Below are 18364 nucleotides of genomic sequence, written 5' to 3'. Positions count from 1 at the left end.
TCCTTCCGACCGGCGCCGCCTCCTCGGGACGGTCACCGGCAGCAGTTCCATTGCGTGCGCCCCCAGCCTACGGCGTCCGCGGGACCCCGACGCAGCCCCTGTGCACGAACGAGTGTGCATACATCCGACGTGTTCGTATTCCGTCCGGCTCGCCTCCCGTCCGCCGCCCGCGGACGGGAGAACCCCGCCCCGTGTCCGGGTTCGGACCGGAGCGGGCAACTTCGCCGCGTCCTCTGGACGGTGGTGCGAGAGCGGCGCTATACATCGGAGGTCCGGGAAAGGTCCGATGTCCGTCCGCACCTCGCCGGAGGCGTACGCATGGCCGTCACCGCACCCGCACCCGCACCCGTGCTCGTCACGGAGGTCGAGGTCCACGACGTCCGCTTCCCCACCTCGCGGCGGCGCGAGGGCTCGGACGCCATGAATCCGGACCCCGACTACTCCGCCGCCTACGTCGTCCTGCACACCGCCGACGGCGGCCGGGGGCACGGCCTGTGCTTCACCATCGGCCGCGGCAACGACCTCGCCGCCGCCGCGATCCGTGTCCTCGCCCCGTTCGTGACCGGCCGCCCGGCCCCCGCGACAGCGGCCGGCCTGGCCGCCCTGCACCGCGATCTGACCCACGACTCGCAGCTGCGCTGGCTCGGCCCGGAGAAGGGCGTGACGCACATGGCGGCCGGGGCGCTCGTCAACGCCGCCTGGGACCTGGCCGCCACCCGGGCCGGCCTGCCGCTGTGGGCGTACCTGGCCGCCATGTCGCCCGAGGAACTGGTCTCCTCGTCGACTTCCGCCACCTCACCGACGCGCTGACCCCCGACGAGGCGCTGGCGATCCTGCGGGCCGCCGAACCCGGCCGCGAAGAGCGCGCCGCCCGGCTCCGGGCCGAGGGCTATCCCGCGTACGCCACCTCGCCCGGCTGGCTCGGCCACGACGACGCCACCCTCGTACGGCTGGCCGAGCGGGCGGTGGCCGACGGGTTCGGGCAGATCAAGCTCAAGGTGGGCGCCGACCTCGACGACGACCTGCGGCGGCTGCGGCTGGTCCGGGAGGCCGTCGGGCCCGCGGTGCGCATCGCGCTCGACGCCAACCAGCGCTGGGACGTGGCCGACGCGGTGCGCTGGATGACCGCGCTCGCGCCGTACCGGCCGTACTGGATCGAGGAGCCGACCAGCCCCGACGACATCCTCGGGCACGCCGCCGTGCGGGCCGGCCAGCCGGTCAAGGTCGCCACCGGGGAGCACGCCGCCAACCGCGTCGTCTTCAAGCAGCTGCTCCAGGCCCGGGCGGTGGACTTCGTGCAGATCGACGCCGCCCGGGTGGCGGGCGTCAACGAGAACCTGGCGATCCTGCTGCTCGCCGCCAAGTACGGCGTGCCGGTGTGCCCGCACGCGGGCGGAGTCGGGCTGTGCGAGCTGGTGCAGCACCTGGCCATGTTCGACTACGTGGCGGTGTCCGGGACCCGGGAGGACCGGGTGATCGAGTACGTGGACCACCTCCACGAGCACTTCACCGACCCGGCCGTCGTCGCGCGCGGCCGCTACCGGGCGCCCACGGCCCCCGGCTTCTCGGCCCGCATGAAGCCCGCCTCGGTCGCTGCTTACCGCTTCCCGGACGGGCCGGTGTGGCGGGCAGGGGAGAGGAGGGCGCGGAATGAACGCCGCCACTGGACCGTACGCATCCCCGGCCCTTACGGAAGGACGCGACTTCGCCGGTATGGCGGCGCTCGTCACCGGAGGCGCCTCCGGCATCGGCGCCGCCACCGCCGCCCTCCTGCTGCGCCGCGGCGCCCGGGTCGCCGTACTGGACCGCGACCCGTCCGGGGCGCCGCCCGGCACCGTGCCCGTCACGGCCGACGTGACCGACGACGCCGCCGTTCGGGCAGCCGTCGCGGCGGCCGTGGACGCGCTGGGCGGTGCGCTGGACACCCTCGTCGGCAACGCGGGCATCGGCGCCGTCGGCACGGTGGAGGACAACACCGACGCGGAGTGGCGGCACGTCCTCGACGTCAACGTTCTGGGACTGATGCGCACCGCGCGGGCCGCCCTGCCGCACCTGCGGCGCACGGCCGCCGCCCGGCCCGGCCGCGCCTCGATCACCCACACCTGCTCGATCGCCGCCACGGCCGGACTGCCGCAGCGCGCCCTGTACAGCGCCAGCAAGGAGCCGTGCTCTCCCTCACCCTCGCCATGGCCGCCGACCACGTCCGCGAGGGCATCCGCGTCAACTGCGTCAACCCCGGTACGGCCGACACCCCCTGGATCGGACGGCTGCTGGACCAGGCCCCCGACCCGGTGGCCGAGCGTGCCGCGCTCGACGCCCGGCAGCCGACCGGCCGGATGGTCACCGCGGACGAAGTGGCCGCCGCCATCGCCTACTTGGCGTCCCCGGCGGCCTCCGCCATCACGGGTGCCTCGCTCGCGGTCGACGGCGGGATGCAGGGGCTGAGGCCGCGCCCCGCCACCTGAGCCGTAGGAGAGGAACGCGAGTCGTACGGAAGCGGGTGACGACGCGGCACGGCCGTACACCTCGACCAAGGACGGGACCGGAACCATGAGACTGCGTACGACCGGCGCGGCGGCCTGTGCCGTACTGCTCGCCGCCGCGCTCACCGGCTGCAACCGCGGCAGCGACGCGCGGGGCAGGATCGGCATCGACCTGCCGCGTACGGACACCGACTTCTGGAACTCCTACCAGGAGTACCTGGAGCGGGAGCTGGCCTCGGGGACGGTCCGGGCGCTGCCGCTGTCCAACTCCCAGAACGACATCGCCAAGGTCGTCTCCAACGTGCAGGCCCTGACCGGCCAGGGCGCCGAGGCGGTCGTGATCGCCCCGCAGGACACCGGCGCGATCACCGCCGAACTGCACCGCCTCGCGGCGAAGAAGATCCCGGTGGTCAGCGTCGACACCCGGCCGGACGAGGGCGCCGTCTACATGGTCGTACGGGCCGACAACCGCGCGTACGGGCAGAAGTCCTGCGACTACCTGGGCCGGAAACTGGGCGGCCGGGGCCGGGTCGCCGAACTCCAGGGCGACCTCAGCTCCGTCAACGGCCGGGACCGCTCCGAGGCGTTCGCCGACTGCATGCGGCGGAAGTACCCCGGGATCGCCGTGCACGAGCTGCCCACCGACTGGAAGGGCGAGGTCGCCTCCGCCAAGCTGCAGAGCCTGCTGGCCCAGCACCCCGACACCGACGGCGTCTACCTCCAGGCCGGCGGTGCCTTCCTCCGGCCCGTCCTGTCCCTCCTCGAACAGAAGGGACTGCTCAAACCGGCCGGTACCGCCGGGCACATCACCATCGTCTCCAACGACGGCATCCCCGAGGAGCTGGCCGCGATCCGGGCGGGGACGATCGACGCCACCCTCTCCCAGCCCGCAGACCTCTACGCGAAGTACGCGCTGTACTACGCCCGCGCCGGCCTGGAGGGACGGACCTTCCGGCCCGGTCCGACCGGTCACGGCTCGAAGATCGTGAAGATCCCGAACGGCCTGGAGGACCAGCTCCCGGCCCCGCTCGTGACCCGGGCCGATGTGGACGACCCGAAGCTGTGGGCCAATCAGCAGGCGGGGAGGTAGGGCGGTGGCGGCCGTGCGGAACGCGACGGAGGAGACGGCGGGAGAACCGCCCGCCGTACACGCCGAGGGCATCGTCAAACGCTACGGCCCGACCGTCGCCCTCGACGGCGCCACCCTGACCGTACGGCGCGGCGAGGCGCACGCCCTCGTCGGCCGCAACGGCGCCGGCAAGTCCACCCTGGTGTCCGTCCTCACCGGCCTGGCGCGGCCGGACGCGGGACAGGTCACCTTCGACGGCCTCCCGGCACCCCGCTGGGGCGACACCGCCGCCTGGCGGCGCCGGGCCGCCTGCGTCCACCAGCGGCCGATGACCGTCCCGGAGCTGACCGTCGCCGAGAACCTGTACCTCGACCGGTTCCCGGACGGCCGCGTCATCCGATGGCGGGCGCTGCGCGCGCGGGCCGCCCGCCTGCTGGCCGAGTACGGCGTCGAGGCCGACCCCGCGGCCCGGATGAAGGACCTCGGCGTCGAACAGCGGCAGTTCGTCGAGATCGCCCGCGCGCTGTCCGACGGCGCCCGCCTCGTCATCCTCGACGAGCCCACCGCCCGGCTCGACGCGGGCGGCATCGCGCGCCTCTTCACCAAGCTGCACGCCCTGCGCGCCACCGGCGCCGCGTTCCTGTTCATCTCGCACCACCTGCACGAGGTGTACGACCTGTGCGACACCGTCACCGTCCTGCGCGACGCCCGCCCGGTGCTCACCGCCCCCGTGGCCGGGCTGGCCGAGGACGACCTGGTGGCGGCGATGACGGGAGAGCAGGCGGCACCGTCCGGCCCTCCGGCGCGCTCCGCCCGGCGGCCGCCGGGGAACCGGTGCTGCGCGCCGAAGGGCTGGCCCTGCGCGGCGCGTTCGCGCCCCTGGACCTGACCGTACGGGCGGGCGAGGTGGTCGGACTGGCCGGGGCGGCGGCCGGCGGCACCACCGCCATCGGCGAGACCCTGGCCGGGGTGCGGACACCGGACCACGGGCGGATCGCGGTGCGCGGACGGCCGGTACGGACCGGCAGCGTGCGGCACGCGATCGCGGCGGGCATCGGATACGTACCGGAGGACCGGCACCGCGACGGGCTGGTACCCGGCCGCAGCGTCGCCGAGAACACGACCCTGGCCGTCACCGACCGGCTCGGCCCGCTCGGCACCGTGCTGCCCTCCCGGGCCCGCGCCGTCGCCCGGCGCATGATCAGCGCCCTGGACATCCGGACGGCCGGCCCCGGGCAGCCGGTGTCCGGGCTCTCCGGAGGCAACCAGCAGAAGGTCGTGGTCGCCCGGGCCCTGGCCCGTGGCCCGGCCGTCCTGGTCGCGGTCCGGCCCACCAACGGGGTCGACGTGAAGTCCAGGGAAACGCTGCTGGGCGTCGTACGGGAGGTGGCCGCGGCGGGCAGTGGCGTACTGATCGTCTCGGACGAGCCGGCCGACCTGCGGATCTGCGACCGGGTGCTGGCGGTGCACCGCGGACGGGTGGTCGCCCGGTTCGGACGGGACCGGGCGGAACGGGAGCTGGTGGCGGCGATGGAGGGAGTGGGGGCCGGGGAGTGCGCCGGGGAGAGTCCGGACCGCGCGCCGGGCCCGGCCGCGCCCACCGACAGGCCCACCGACAGGCTCACCGACAGGCCCACCGACAGGCCCACCGACAGGGACGTCAGGCCCCAGGCCGTGACCGAGACGGACGGAGGCCCCAGGCCATGACCGACACGGCACAGCATCGGCCCACCGGCCGGGCGGGCGCGCTCGCCACCGGCCGCCGCCCGCACCCCGCGTTCGCCCGCTGGCGCGACGTCTCCCTGGTCCCCGTGATCTTCGTTCTCGGCGTCGCCGGCTTCATCGTCTCGCCCGCCTTCCTCACCCGGGACAACCTGATCGGCGTCGTCCAGCAGTCCACCGAACTCGGCCTGCTCGTCCTCGGCGAGGCGCTGATCCTGATCAGCGGCCGGATGGACCTGTCGCTGGAATCGACCATCGGCCTGGCACCGGTCGCCGCCCTGTGGCTCGTGACCCCCGCGCACGGCGGGCGCTTCGAGGGCCTGGAACTGCTCCCCGCCTGGACGGCCGTACCCTGTGCCTGGCCGTGGGCGCCGCGATCGGCGCGGCCAACGGCTTCCTCATGCTGAAGCTGCGCGTCAACGGCTTCATCGCCACCCTCGGCATGCTGACCATGCTGCGCGGCCTGCACCTCGGTCTCTCCGAAGGCCGGTCGATCGGCGACGTCCCGGAGTCCTTCGCCTACCTGGGCAAAGCCGTCTGGCTGGGCGTCCCGGCCGCCGTCTGGCTCTGCCTGGCGCTGTTCGCCCTCGGCGGCGCGGCCCTCGGGTACCTGCGGCACGGCCGCGCGCTGTACGCGATCGGCGGCAACCCGGAAGCCGCGCGCTCGGCCGGGATCCGCGTGGACCGGATCACCTGGGCCGTCCTCGCCGTCGGCGGCCTGCTGGCCGCCTTCGCGGGCATCCTCTACACCGGCCACTACGGGGCCGTCTCCGCCAGTCAGGGCAACGGCTGGATCTTCCAGGTCTTCGCCGCCGCCGTCATCGGCGGCATCAGCCTCAAGGGCGGCCGCGGCACCCTCTTCGGCGCGCTCACCGGCGTGCTGACCCTCCAACTCGTCATCAACGTCATGACGCTGGGCGGGGTACCACCTCTGTGGACGCAGTTCCTGAACGGACTGATCATCATCATCGCGCTGGTCATCTCCCGCTTCACCGGCGGCGAAAAGCAGGACTGAGAAACAGACCTGAGAAACAGACCTGAGAAACAAACAGACCTGAGAAACAGGCAGAAGAGCAGGCCCGGGAAACGGAACCGAGCAGCAGCTCCAAGGAGGCCGACATGCCGTACACCCCGCACGGACGACGCCGGCTGGGGCGCACGCACGTGACCGTACCGCCCCTCGGACTGGGCTGCGCACCCCTCGGCAACCTCTACCGGCCCCTCACCGAGGAGCGCGCCGAGCAGACCGTGCGCGCCGCCCTCGACACCGGCGTCCACCACTTCGACACCGCACCGCACTACGGACTCGGCCTGTCCGAGGAGCGCCTCGGCCGCGTGCTGGCAGGCCGCGACCGCGCCTCGTACGTCCTGTCCACCAAGGTCGGCCTGCGGCTGCGGCCCCTCGCGCCGGGCGAGGCGGTGGACGGCCAGGGCTACACCGCCACCCCGCCGCGCGCCCGCGTACGGGACTACACCCGCGACGGCATCCGCCGCACGCTCGACGCCTCCCTGGAACGGCTCGGCGTCCCCGCCGTCGACATCGTCTACCTGCACGACGTCGAGGGGCAGGAGGCCGCGGTGTACGCATCAGGCTTCCCCGCCCTCGCCGAACTGCGCGCGCAGGGCGTGGTCGGCGCCATCGGCTTCGGCATGAACCGCAGCGGCCCGCTGGCCCGGTTCGTCGCCGATCTCGACGTGGACGTGGTGCTGTGCGCCGGGCGCTGGACCCTGCTCGACCGGTCGGCCCTCGACGACCTGCTGCCGGTCTGCGTGCGCCGCGGTACGTCGGTCGTCGTCGGCGGTGTCTACAACTCGGGGCTGCTGGCCGACCCGTCGCCCGGCGCGCCGTACGACTACACGCCGGCCCCCGCCGTGCTGGTGGAGCGGGCGCGGCGGCTCGGGGCCGTGTGCGCGGAGTTCGGCGTCCCTCTCAAGGCCGCGGCCCTGCGCTTCCCCTTCGGTCACCCCGCCGTGGCGGGAGCGCTGGTGGGCGCCGCGTCAGCGGAGGAGGCCCGGGAGAACGCGGAACTGTTCACGTACGACATTCCCGACGCCCTCTGGCACGCGCTCACCGACCGCGGACTTCTCGACACGGGCCTGCCGCTGCCCACCACCGACCCCGGAACCCCCTCGTGACCGCCCCCGCCACCGGGCCCGGTCAGCCGCCCCCGGCCGTCCGCATCGACGCCCACCACCACCTCTGGGACCTGACCCGCCGCCCGCAGCCCTGGATGGACGGTGCCTGGGCCGACCCGATCCGCCGTACCCACACCCTCGACGACCTGACCCCGCACCTCGCCAGACACGGCATCGACGGCACCCTCCTGGTCCAGTCCTCGGCCTCCGCCGCCGAGACCGCCGAACTCCTCGCGCTCGCCGCCCGCGCACCCGCCGTCAGGGGTGTCGTCGGCTGGGCCGACCTCACCGACCCCGGGCTGCCGGACCTCCTGGCGGCGATGCCCCCGCACCTGGCCGGCCTCCGCCACCAGGTGCAGGACGAGCCCGACCCCGACTGGCTGGCCCGGCCCGCCGTACGGCGCGGACTGGCCGCCGTCGCGGACGCCGGACTCGTCTACGACCTTCTGATCACCCGGCACCAACTGCCCGCCGCGACCGCCGTCGCCCACGCGCTCCCCGGCCTCCGCCTCGTCCTCGACCACGCCGCCAAGCCCGCGATCGCGGCCGGCGCGTGGCAGCCTTGGGCCGACGGCCTGGCCGCCCTGGCCCGGCTGCCGAACACCGCGTGCAAGCTCTCCGGCCTGGTCACCGAGGCCCCTTGGTCGACATGGCGCCCTGTCGACATCAGCCCGTACGCCCGGCACGTCCTGGACACCTTCGGCCCGCACCGCGTCCTGTTCGGCTCCGACTGGCCGGTCTGCACCCTGGCCGCCCCGTACGACGACGTCGTGACCCTCGCCGGGACGGCCACCGCCCACCTCACTCCGGACGAACGGGCGGCGGTCTTCGGGGGAACGCGGCGCGGGTGTACGGGGTGTGACCGCGCGGCCGTCGGACCGGTGTGGTGATGCTGTCCGCCGGGACGATCGACTGGGGTCATGAGTCTTTCGGCCGATGTGTTCATGGTCGGAGCGGACGGGAAGTGGGACGTGCTCGACGTACCGCCCGGAGTCTCGGACCTCGCGGGCTTCGAGAGCTGGCGCCGGACGGTGTGGGGCTCCCCGGCCGTACGGTCGCTGGGCGCGCGGTTCCTGCCCCGGCTGCTCGACGACTGCCGGGTACAGCCGCGGGAAGTGGGGGAGTTCACCGAAGAGTGCCTGCTGCTGCGTGATCACCTGGGGACGGTCGCCCGGGCCGTGCTGGAGGCGGACGGCAGTGCGCCGTCCACGACGTACGAGGCACTGCCGCTCGGGCTCGGACAGCGGCTGGACAACATCATCGACGCGGCTCGCCGGGCCCGGGAGGCGGGCGGCGGAGTGATCATCTGGTGAAGTGCGCGGGGCGCGGTGCGGGCTGCCGGACCGTCGCCCGCTCCGATGCGTAAGGCCGTACCGCCGCTCACCCCGACGCGTAAGGCCGTACCGCCGCCCCGGACCGAGCGGCCCCCTGATGCGCCGTCCGGATCCCGCCAGCTTCGCCGTCCGCCGCGCACGAGTATCGAGACAGGTCGTCGAGGCGACACATCACAGCATGTAAGTGGATCTCCATGTATCTCAGTGGATCCCCGTGCATCTCGGTACATCGCGCGACAGGCGCGGCGAACACGAAGGGGCGGACATGACGACCGCACAGCTCGACGGCAAGGTGGCACTGGTGACCGGCGGCAGCCGGGGATCGGGGAGGCCGTCGCGGTGCGGCTCGCCGCCGACGGGGCCGATGTGGCGTTCACCTACCGCGATGAGGAGGTCCGCGCCGCGAAGGTGGTGGTCCGGATCGAGGAGCTGGGGCGGCGCGCCTGGGCGGTGCGGGCCGACAGCGCGGACGCGGCGGCCGTACGCGCGGCCGTCGACGGCACCGTGGAGCGGTTCGGGCGGCTGGACATCCTCGTCAACAACGCGGGTGTCGGCGTGCTGGGGCCGATCGAGGAGATCGCCGAGGAGGACGTGGACCGCGTGCTGGCCGTCAACGTCCGCGGGCCGTTCCTGGCCGCGCAGGCCGCGGCCCGCCGGATGGGCGACGGCGGGCGGATCATCGGCATCGGCAGCTGCATGGCCGAGCGTGCTCCCTTCCCCGGCGGCACGCTGTACGCGACGAGCAAGGCCGCGCTCACCGGCCTGACCAAAACCCTGGCCAGGGAACTGGGCCCCCGCGGTATCACCGCCAACCTCGTCCACCCGGGCCCGGTCGACACCGACATGAACCCGGCCGACGGCGAGAGCGCGCCGGTGCAGGCCCGGTTGACCGCGCTCGGACGCTACGGGCAGCCGTCGGACATCGCGGCGGCCGTGGCGTTCCTGGCGGGGGAGGGCGGCCGGTACGTCACCGGCGCGTCGATCGCGGTGGACGGCGGGTTCGCCGTCTGACCGGGAAAGGCCGGACCGCTTTCGGGGGAGCGGCCCTCCTCACAGCGTCGAGCGCAGCCACTGCTCGACGCTGGCGATGTGCACCGTCGCCCAGGCCCGCGCCGCCTCCGCGTCCCGGTCGCGGAGGGCGCCGAGAATCGCCCGGTGCTCGGCGAGGGTGCGGCTCACGGCGTCCTTCTGCGTCAGCCCGCGCCAGACCCGGGCCCGGGTCGTCGGCCCGGACAGGCCGTCGAGCAGGGAGCACAGCACCGAGTTGCCGGCGGTGGCCACGATCCGCCGGTGGAACTCCAGGTCGCAGACGACCAGGCCCTCCACCGGCGGATGCGGGCCGAGCGCGTCCAACTGGCGCTCCAGATCGTCCAGTTCGGCGGGCCGGATGCGGCCGGCCGCCATCGCGGTGGCGGCCGGCTCCAGGATGCGCCGGACGGCCAGGAACTCCAGGACCGTGTCGTCGCGGTGAAAGTCCACCACGAAGCTCAGCGCTTCGAGGAGGAGCTGCGGGTCCAGGCTGGTGACGTAGGTGCCGTCGCCCTGGCGGACGTCCAGGATGCGGATCAGCGACAGGGCTCGTACCGCCTCGCGCAGCGAGTTGCGGGACAGGCCCAGGTCCGCGGCGAGTTCGCTCTCCTTGGGCAGCCGGTCGCCCGGCCGCAGCGCACCGGAGACGATCATCGCCTTGATCTTCTCTATGGCCTCGTCCGTGACCGCCATGCCGCAGCCTCCCGCTCGCGCCGCCGCCGGATGCCCGCAGACATCCGATGTCTGCGTCATTATGGCCACGGAAGCACGGCCTCGGGAGCCTGATGCGGACCGCGCCGGAAAGTCCGCGCCGGGTGAACTCCCGGGCCGCGTAAGGGAAGCGCGTCCCGCGGCCCGGGAGTTCACCGTCGCACTCAGACGGCCCGGACGAGCGCCTCCGCATCGGCCGACACGGCCGCCTCGTCCAGCGTCGTCAGCCGCCGGCCGCGCATCAGCACCCGGCCGTCGACGACCGTGTCCCGGACGTCACCGGCCCGCGCCGAGTACGCCAGCGTCGACCACGGGTCGTGCCGGGGCGCCAGGTGCGTACCGCCGAGGTCGAGCACCGCCAGGTCCGCGCGCTTGCCCACCTCCAGCGAGCCGAGCTGCCCGCCCAGCCCCAGGGCCCGCGCCCCTTCGATCGTCGCCATGCGTACGGCCTGCTCGGCACCGACCGCCGTGGGGTCGCCGCCCGCCTTGTGCACCAGCGCGGCCAGCCCCAACGCCCCCACCATGTCCAGGGAGTTGGAGCTGACCGCGCCGTCCGTGCCGAGTCCGACCCGGACGCCCTGCCGCAGCAGCTCCGGGACCGGGGCGATGCCGCTGCCCAGCTTGAGGTTGGAGACCGGGCAGTGCGCGACGCCCGTACCCGTCGCGGCCAGCGCGGCGATCTCGGCGGCGGTCAGCTCGACCGCGTGCGCGAGGAGCGTGTCCGGGCCCAGCAGCCCCAGGGACTCCAGCAGTTCGACGGGGCGTTTGCCGTGCCGCTCGCGCACCGTCGCCACCTCGTTGGCGTTCTCCGCGGCGTGCAGGTGCAGCAGCGCGCCGTGCTCCCTGGCCAGCGCCGCGATGTCCGTGAGCTGCGCGGCGTCCAGGGTGTAGGCGCCGTGCGCGAAGACCACCGGTCGGGTGCCGGGGGAGGGGTGCGGCCGTCGAGGTACCCGCTCGCCCATGCCATTCGGTTCCCGTACGGCATCCGGTCGGGCGGCCCCGGCACGTCCATGAACGTCGGGCCGGACAGCAGCCGCCAGCCGGCGTCCCGCGCCGCCCGTTCGGCCGCCTCGTGGAACCAGTACATGTCCAGGGCGGTGGTCACCCCGCCCCGTACGCTCTCCGCGACGGCCAGTCGCAGGCCCGCGGTCACCGCCTCCGGGGACAGCAGCGCGTTCTCCCGCGGCACCACCCGCCCCAGGAACCCCTGGAGGTCCAGGTCGTCGGCGTGGCCGCGCAGCAGCGTCATCGCCAGGTGGGTGTGGGTGTTGACGAGCCCGGGCAGGACCAGGCACCCGGCGGCGTCGATCTCCTCCGCGGCGCGGTACGCGGCGCGGAGCCCGGCGGCCGGACCCACCGCGACGATCTCCCCGTCCCGTACGGCCACCGCGCCGTCGGTCAGCACGGTGCCCGCAGCGTCGACGGTGAGCACCGTACCGCCGTGCACCAGCAGATCGGCCGCCGCCGGGACGCCTCCCGCCGCCTCCGTGTTCCGTACCGCGCTCACCGGGCCTCCTCCGCCAGCGTCCGCAGGGCCTCCAGCGCGACGACGGAGCCGCGCGCCACACCCTCGGCGACGGCGTCCCGGTGCGGGTCGTACCCGCCGGTGGCCGCGTCGTCGACCAGCTCGTCCGCGTTCACCCCGTCGATCACCAGGACCGCGCCGGCCGTCAGCCCGCGCAGCCCGGCGGTCACCAGCAGCGCGGACACCTCCATCTCGATCGCCGCCACGCCCGCCGCGGTGTACGCCGCCACCGGCAGCGGCAGCAGCCCCGGCTGGAACGCCGCACGGGTCCACACCACCCCACGGTGGTACGGCGCCCCGGCCCGCGCCGCCGCCTCGGCGAGCGCCAGCACCGCCTCCGGCGCGGCCACGGCCGGGTACTCCGGCGGCACCAGCTGCTGCGTCACCCCGTCGTCCCGCACCGCCGCCTCGGCGATCACCAGGTCGCCGTCGCCGATCCCCGGACGGACCGCCCCGGCCGTACCGAGGCGTAGGAAGGTGCGTACGCCCGCGTCGGCCAGCTCTTGGAACAGCAGCACCGCACCGGGCGCGCCCACGCCGTGCGAGGCGACGACCACCGGCAGGCCCTGCCAGCTGCCGGTGAACGTCCGGTACTCGCGGTGGTACGCGATCTCCGCGGCGTCGTCGAGCAGCTCGGCCACGGCGGCGGCACGGGCCGGGTCGCCGACCACGACGGCCTGCGGCGGCAGCCCGCCGCGCGGCAGGCGGGCAAGAGGGGACAACTCTGGGGACACGGGTCGGCTCCAAGGGCTCGGGCGCACGGCCCGGGACACGGGACAATGCGGACGGGACGGCGGTCGCCCCCAACCTACGGGCCCGCTCCGGCGCGCCCGCAACGTGGTCCTGCGGGGCCGCCCCGGCAGGCGCTCATCCCCGCCCCGACGCCACCTCCAACTCCAGCAGCCACTGCACGACTTCGGCGTGGTGCCGGGCCTGGAGCAGGTCCGCTCCCCACACGTACAGGCCGTGCCCCGCGACGACCACGGCAGGCATCCGCGGTTCCCTGGCCGCCTCCAGACGCTCTCCGAGCGCGTCCATGTCCTGGCTGTTGGCGATGACCGGCAGCCGCACCGCCGTCCCCTCGGCAGGCAGGCCGAGCCCCTTGAGCATCTCCAGGTCCCGGAAGACGATGCCGCCGGGCCGCCGCCGTCCCATCGCCACGGCGGCGACCGTGTGGACGTGCACGACCGCGCCCGCCCCGGTCAGCCGCACCACCCGCGCGTGCAGCCCGGCCTCGGCGGACGGCTTCCCGGACCCGGCCACCGTGCCCGCAGTCCCCGCAGTCCCTGCCGTCCCCGGTGTCCCTGCCGTCCCCGGTGCCCCTGCTGTCCCCAGTGTCTCTGGTGTCTCCGCTGTTTCCGCGACGGCGGCGCCCCGGCCGTCGACCAGCACCACGTCGTCCGCGGTCAGCTCCCCTTGTCCCGGCCGCTCGCGGTCACCGCGAGCCGCAGCGGATCGCGCGCCAGCACGACCGACAGGTTGCCGGACGTGCCGCGCATCCAGCCGAACCCGGCGAACCGCGCGGCCTCGGCGGCCAGCCGGGCCCCGGCCCGCCGCACCGCGTCGGCGCCGACACCCGGGCCGTCCGGCGCCGCGGCCACGGCCCCGGCCGACGCGCGGGCCCCGTCTCCCGTACGGATCTCCAGCTCCGCGAAGGACGCCACCTCGGGGTGATCGCCCACCCCGCTCTCGTAGTAAGGCTCACCCGGCCGCCGCACCCCGGCCGTGCGCCAGCCCGCCGCCCGCGCCGCGTCCAGCTCACCGGGCCGGTCGGACAGGAACAGCACCCGCCCCGGCGCGGCCCCCAGGTCCGCGGTGATCGCCTCGTACGACGCGGCCGCCAGCTTGGGCCCGGCGTTCTCCGTGTCGTAGAACTCCCCGGCCAGCGGCCGCAGATCGCCCTCCGGACTGTGCCCGAACCACGCCCGCTGCGCCGCCACCGACCCCGACGAGTACACGTGCAGCCGGACGCCCGCCGCGTGCCACTCGCGCAGCCGGGGCAGCACGTCCGGGTAGAAGTGCGAGACCAGCTCCCCGCTCGCGAAGCCCTCGGCCCACACGATGCCCTGGAGGGTCTTCAAGGGCGTGGCCTTGCGGTCCTCGTCCAGCCACGCGCCGAGCGCCCGCTCGATCCGTGCCGCGTCGGCGGCCGGTTCGTCCAGCATCGCCCGTATCTGCCCGACGGCCCGCCGCACCTCGGGTTCCGCGGCCCGCTCGGTCAGCAGCCGCCCGAACCGCTTGCGCGCATACGGGTACAGCTCGCCGACGACGAAACCCGTCGCGCTGGTGGTGCCCTCGATGTCGAGCACCACATGGTCCACGTCGAACGTGTGCGTCACACCGCACCCCGTTCCGCCCGGCCGGCCGTGAGCGTGTCGAAGTCCGGGAACCGCAGCGCGATGTCGTCGCCCGTGAACGTGCCGATCCAGCCGTCCTCCTCGTGGAAGAAGCGCAGGGCCGTGAACGACGGGCGGGTGCCCATGTCGAACCAGTGGGTGGTGCCCCGCGGCACACCCAGCAGATCGCCTTCCTCGCACAGCACGGCGTGCACCTCGCCGCCCGCGTGCAGATAGAACACCCCGGACCCGGCGACGAAGAACCGCACCTCGTCGTCGTCCTCGTGGGTGTGCTCGGCGAGGAACTTCTCCCGCGCCGCCTTCGCCTGGTCCGGCCACGCCGGGTCGTCGCAGGGGTGCAGGGACGCCACGTCCACCGTCGCGAACCCCTCCTCGGCGGTCAGCGTGCCGATCTCCGCCCGGTACGCCGCGAGGACGGCCGCGGGCTCCGCGTCCGGTGGTACGTCCGTACGCACCGGCCACCGCTCGTACCGCACCCCGATCGGCGCCAGCGCCGCGGCGATCTCCGCGGGCTCGGCCGTGCGCCGCAGCACGGTCTCCGGGCCGCTCTCCGGCCAGGTGGTCAGCAAGGTCATGAGGATCTCCAAGGTCGGTGACGGGCTGGAGAAACACGGGACGCGGGACACGCGCCGCGGGAGCGGCCGGGCCCCTGCCTGGCGATGCTAGTGCGGGCGTACGGAGCCGGACCCTCGGATACGGGCCCGTCCGCGCCCTCTTCGCGACGGCCCGCCCGGTACGTGTGCGATCTCCGCCCGGCGGGTACCTCAGGGAGCCGGAAGCGGACGACGAAACCGACAGGAGGCGGAGAGCGCAGGTCATGGACGCATGGGACGTGATCGTCGTCGGCGCGGGCTCGGCCGGAGGCGTACTGGCCGACCGGCTCACCGAGGACCCCGGACGGTCCGTACTGCTGCTGGAGGCCGGGCCCGACCACGGCAGCTCGCCCGACGGCCTGCCCGACGACGTGGCCACCAGCCCCGCCGCCACGCACAGCCACGACTGGGGGTACGTCAGCGAGCCCGGTGCCCTCGGCCGGTCCGTGGCGCTGCCCCGCGGCAGACTCGTCGGCGGCTCCTCGGCGATCAACTCCGCGATCGCCCTGCGCGGGCACCCGCGGGACTACGACGCCTGGGCCGCCCAGGGCAACGACGGCTGGTCGTTCGCGGACTTCCTGCCCAGCCTGCGCCGCGTCGAACGCGACCTGGACGCCGGGCCGCCCTGGCACGGCACGGACGGGCCGGTCCCCGTACGGCGGTACGGCAAGGACGAGACGAACCGGTGGCAGCGCGCCTTCCACCACGCCTGCACCGCTCTCGGCCACCCGCCCGTCGCCGACCACAACGCCCCAGGCTCCCGCGGCGTCGGCCCGGTCCCGGTCAACCGGGTCGGCGGCGTCCGGCAGAGCACCGCCCTCACCTACCTCGCCCGGGCCCGCGACCGGGACAACCTCACCGTGCGCGGCGACGTCCTGGTCGACCGGGTCGCCCTGCGCGACGGCCGGGCGGTGGGCGTCCAGCTCGCCGACCCTGACCGTACGGTGCTGCCCGCCCGGCAGGTCGTGCTCGCCGCCGGCGCCTACGGCAGCCCGCCGGTCCTGCTGCGCTCCGGCATCGGCCCGGCGGACCACCTGCGCGGCCTCGGTATCCCCGTGGCGGCCGACCTGCCCGGCGTGGGCGAGAACCTGCGCGACCACCCCGCCGTCACCCTCAGGTACGCCACCGACGCCCCACCGCCCGGCCCGCGCGACCCGGTGCTGCAAACCTTCCTGACCTGCGACCTCAGCGGCGGCGACGGCCCGCCCGACCTCCAGGTCTTTCCCTCGGGCCCGGAGACGGACGAGGACGGGACCACGGTGCTCACCTTCTGGGTGGCGCTGCTGCGGCCCTCCTCCTGCGGCCGACTGTGGCTGCGCTCCGCCGACCCCCGCGACGCCCCGCGCATCGACGTAGGCTTCCTGCGCGACCCGGAGGACTCACGCCGCATGCTGACGGGCATGCGGCTGGCCCGCTCCCTCGCCCGTACCGCACCCCTGTCCGGACTGCTCCGCGAGGAGCGCGCGCCGGGCCCCGCCGTCACCACCGACGCGCAACTGGCGGAAGCGCTGCGGCAGACCGTCAGCGGTTACCAGCACGCTGCCGGGACCTGCCGGATGGGCCCGGCAGCAGACCCGGGAGCGGTGGTCTCCGCCACCGGCGCCGTGCACGGAATCGAGGCCCTGTACGTCGTCGACGCCTCCGTGATGCCGACGCTGCCCGCCGCCAACACCAACCTCACCGCCATGGCCGTCGCCGAGCACTGCGTGCGGGGACTCTGAGGGTCCTCCGGCACGCCGAAGGGCGGCTCCCCGGCGGGGGAGCCGCCCTTCAGGACGACAGGGGAGGCAGCGGGTCAGCCGCGCTGCTCCAGTATCGACTTGGTCCGGGCGCGGACGTCCTCCGTGTCCAGGCCGCGGATGGTCAGCGTGGTGCGGCGGCGCAGCACGTCGTCGACCGTCTCCGCCCACTCGTGGTCACGGGCGTAGACGACCTGGGCCCAGATCTCCGGCGCGTCCGGGTGGATGCGCTCGGCCAGCGCCGCGTCCTCGTTGGCCAGCCGCGCGATGTCGAAGGACAGCGAACCGTAGTGGGTGGCCAGGTGGCGGGCGGTCTCCGGCGCCATGCGCGGGCCGGGGGCCGAGCCGTCGACCAGCAGGCGGTGGGCGACCGCGTTGGGGTTGGCGATGCCCGGCAGCGGCAGCTTCTTCGGCAGGTGCGCGATCGGCTCCATGTCCTCGGCCAGCGGCTGGCCGGGCAGCGCCGCCAGCTTGTTCATGACCGTACGGCCGATGTGGCGGAAGGTGGTCCACTTGCCGCCCGCGACGGAGAGCATGCCGCCCGCGCCCTCGGTGACGACCGTCTCGCGCTTGGCCTTGGAGGTGTCGCCGGGGCCGCCCGGCAGCACCCGCAGGCCCGCGAAGGAGTACGTGATCAGGTCACGCGAGAGCTGCTGGTCGCGGACGGAGAAGGCCGCCTCGTCCAGGATCTGCGCGGTGTCCTTCTCGGTGACGCGGACGTCCGCCGGGTCGCCCTCGAACTCCTCGTCGGTGGTACCGAGCAGCAGCATGTCCTCCCAGGGGAGGGCGAAGGTGATGCGGTACTTGTCGATCGGGGTGGCCAGCGCGGCCTTCCAGGGGAGGTGCGCTTGAGGACCAGGTGCGCGCCCTTGGACAGGCGGATGGAGGGCGCCGCGTTGGGGTTCTCCATCTTGCGCAGGTGGTCGACCCACGGGCCGGTCGCGTTGAGGACCAGGCGCGCGTTGACACCGAACTCGGAGCCGTCGGTGCCGTCCTTCAGCTCGGCACCGGTGACCCGGCCCTGGGTGAAGCGCAGGCCGGTGACCTCGGCGTGGTTGAGGACGGTCGCGCCGGCCTCGACGGCCGCGCGGACCGTCATCAGGGCCATCCGCGCGTCGTTCATCTGGTCGTCGCCGTACACCGCGACGGCCTTGAGGTTGTCCGTCCGCAGCTCCGGCACGTCGCGCTGGGCCTTGGACGGGCTGATGACGTGACCGACACCGTCACCGAAGGCGGACAGCGCGGAGTAGGCGAAGACGCCCGCGCCGAGCTTGGCCGCGCCGTGCGGGCCGCCCTTGTAGACCGGCAGGTAGAAGGTCAGCGGGTTGGCGAGGTGGGGGGCCACCTCACGCGAGACCGCACGGCGCTCGAAGTGGTTCTCCGCCACCAGCTTGACCGCGCCGGTCTGCAGGTAGCGCAGACCGCCGTGCAGCAGCTTGGAGGAGGCGGAGGAGGTGGCGCCGGCGAAGTCACCGGCGTCCACCAGCGCAACCCGCAGCCCCGACTGCGCGGCGTGCCAGGCAGTGGAGATGCCCAGGATGCCGCCGCCGATCACCAGGAGGTCGTACGTCGCCTTGGAAAGCTGCTCCCGGGTCTCGGCGCGGCTCTGGGGCGAACCGTCGGCCGGGTGCGTCCCGAGGGCCGGGACGCTCTGCAGGGTGCTCAT

General features: G+C 74.4%; 9 protein-coding genes and 8 pseudogenes. 10 read left to right on the top strand and 7 right to left on the bottom strand.

Annotated features, from left to right (window positions below; genetic code table 11):
* Positions 1–318 precede the first annotated feature (318 nt).
* The 9 genes and pseudogenes from ACEXOX_RS11810 to ACEXOX_RS11770 form a co-directional block, all read left to right on the top strand.
* Positions 319–1655: pseudogene (locus tag ACEXOX_RS11810) on the top strand (enolase C-terminal domain-like protein); the annotation flags it as partial.
* A pseudogene (locus tag ACEXOX_RS11805) lies at positions 1651–2465 on the top strand (SDR family NAD(P)-dependent oxidoreductase). The pseudogenes ACEXOX_RS11810 and ACEXOX_RS11805, both read left to right, overlap by 5 nt.
* Positions 2466–2550: 85 nt before the next feature.
* Entirely contained in the window at positions 2551–3573 is a 1023-nt protein-coding gene (locus tag ACEXOX_RS11800; protein ID WP_406520399.1) for a sugar ABC transporter substrate-binding protein, read from the top strand.
* Positions 3527–5259: pseudogene (locus tag ACEXOX_RS11795) on the top strand (sugar ABC transporter ATP-binding protein). The gene ACEXOX_RS11800 and the pseudogene ACEXOX_RS11795 overlap by 47 nt, the downstream one beginning before the upstream one ends.
* A pseudogene (locus ACEXOX_RS11790) lies at positions 5256–6289 on the top strand (ABC transporter permease). The pseudogenes ACEXOX_RS11795 and ACEXOX_RS11790 overlap by 4 nt, the downstream one beginning before the upstream one ends.
* Before the next feature lie 104 nt (positions 6290–6393).
* Positions 6394–7410 (top strand): aldo/keto reductase, encoded by a 1017-nt coding sequence (locus ACEXOX_RS11785; RefSeq protein WP_406520397.1) that lies wholly within the window; start codon positions 6394–6396, stop codon positions 7408–7410.
* 95 nt (positions 7411–7505) lie between these two features.
* Positions 7506–8300 carry an amidohydrolase family protein gene (locus tag ACEXOX_RS11780; protein ID WP_406526303.1) on the top strand — a complete coding sequence of 265 codons (795 nt, stop codon included), beginning with the start codon at positions 7506–7508 and terminating at the stop codon, positions 8298–8300.
* 30 nt (positions 8301–8330) lie between these two features.
* The gene (locus ACEXOX_RS11775; RefSeq protein WP_406520396.1) at positions 8331–8723 is read left to right on the top strand and encodes a hypothetical protein; all 393 of its coding nucleotides are present in this window, start codon (positions 8331–8333) and stop codon (positions 8721–8723) included.
* A gap of 286 nt (positions 8724–9009) precedes the next feature.
* Positions 9010–9755: pseudogene (locus ACEXOX_RS11770) on the top strand (SDR family NAD(P)-dependent oxidoreductase).
* A 39-nt stretch (positions 9756–9794) separates the two neighbouring features.
* Here ACEXOX_RS11770 and ACEXOX_RS11765 read toward each other — a convergent pair.
* From ACEXOX_RS11765 to ACEXOX_RS11740, 6 genes and pseudogenes are all read right to left on the bottom strand, one after another.
* Positions 9795–10466 carry a FadR/GntR family transcriptional regulator gene (locus ACEXOX_RS11765; RefSeq protein ID WP_406520394.1) on the bottom strand — a complete coding sequence of 224 codons (672 nt, stop codon included), beginning with the start codon at positions 10464–10466 and terminating at the stop codon, positions 9795–9797.
* Positions 10467–10648: 182 nt separating this feature from the next.
* Positions 10649–11991, bottom strand: a pseudogene (locus ACEXOX_RS11760) (amidohydrolase).
* Positions 11988–12743 (bottom strand): purine-nucleoside phosphorylase, encoded by a 756-nt coding sequence (locus ACEXOX_RS11755; protein WP_406520392.1) that lies wholly within the window; start codon positions 12741–12743, stop codon positions 11988–11990. The pseudogene ACEXOX_RS11760 and the gene ACEXOX_RS11755 overlap by 4 nt, the downstream one beginning before the upstream one ends.
* Before the next feature lie 133 nt (positions 12744–12876).
* On the bottom strand, positions 12877–13401 hold the full coding sequence (locus ACEXOX_RS11750) for a class II aldolase/adducin family protein (protein ID WP_406526302.1): 525 nt from the start codon (positions 13399–13401) through the stop codon (positions 12877–12879).
* A gap of 245 nt (positions 13402–13646) precedes the next feature.
* Positions 13647–14348 (bottom strand): annotated as a pseudogene (gene mtnC / locus ACEXOX_RS11745) (acireductone synthase); the annotation flags it as partial.
* Entirely contained in the window at positions 14345–14941 is a 597-nt protein-coding gene (locus tag ACEXOX_RS11740; RefSeq protein WP_406520390.1) for a 1,2-dihydroxy-3-keto-5-methylthiopentene dioxygenase, read from the bottom strand. The gene ACEXOX_RS11740 and the pseudogene mtnC, both read right to left, overlap by 4 nt.
* Before the next feature lie 242 nt (positions 14942–15183).
* On the opposite strand from ACEXOX_RS11740, the gene ACEXOX_RS11735 reads away from it, so the two are divergent.
* On the top strand, positions 15184–16680 hold the full coding sequence (locus ACEXOX_RS11735; protein WP_406520388.1) for a GMC family oxidoreductase: 1497 nt from the start codon (positions 15184–15186) through the stop codon (positions 16678–16680).
* A gap of 74 nt (positions 16681–16754) precedes the next feature.
* Here the strand turns inward: ACEXOX_RS11735 and ACEXOX_RS11730 are convergent.
* Positions 16755–18364: pseudogene (locus ACEXOX_RS11730) on the bottom strand (FAD-dependent oxidoreductase).

This window comes from Streptomyces sp. Ac-502 (assembly GCF_045222935.1).
In the GTDB taxonomy this organism is placed as follows: domain Bacteria; phylum Actinomycetota; class Actinomycetes; order Streptomycetales; family Streptomycetaceae; genus Streptomyces; species Streptomyces monomycini.
The sequence above is the reverse complement of the archived record's forward strand: the minus strand, read 5'-3'. Positions and strand labels throughout refer to the sequence as shown.

Excerpts from the sequence above, each read along its gene's own strand:
- ACEXOX_RS11800 (WP_406520399.1), top strand. The coding sequence starts at position 2,551 with ATGAGACTGCGTACGACCGGCGCGGCGGCCTGTGCCGTACTGCTCGCC.
- ACEXOX_RS11785 (WP_406520397.1), top strand. The coding sequence starts at position 6,394 with ATGCCGTACACCCCGCACGGACGACGCCGGCTGGGGCGCACGCACGTG.
- ACEXOX_RS11735 (WP_406520388.1), top strand. The coding sequence starts at position 15,184 with ATGGACGCATGGGACGTGATCGTCGTCGGCGCGGGCTCGGCCGGAGGC.
- ACEXOX_RS11775 (WP_406520396.1), top strand. The coding sequence starts at position 8,331 with ATGAGTCTTTCGGCCGATGTGTTCATGGTCGGAGCGGACGGGAAGTGG.
- ACEXOX_RS11780 (WP_406526303.1), top strand. The coding sequence starts at position 7,506 with ATGGACGGTGCCTGGGCCGACCCGATCCGCCGTACCCACACCCTCGAC.
- ACEXOX_RS11765 (WP_406520394.1), bottom strand. The coding sequence starts at position 10,466 with ATGGCGGTCACGGACGAGGCCATAGAGAAGATCAAGGCGATGATCGTC.
- ACEXOX_RS11740 (WP_406520390.1), bottom strand. The coding sequence starts at position 14,941 with ATGACCTTGCTGACCACCTGGCCGGAGAGCGGCCCGGAGACCGTGCTG.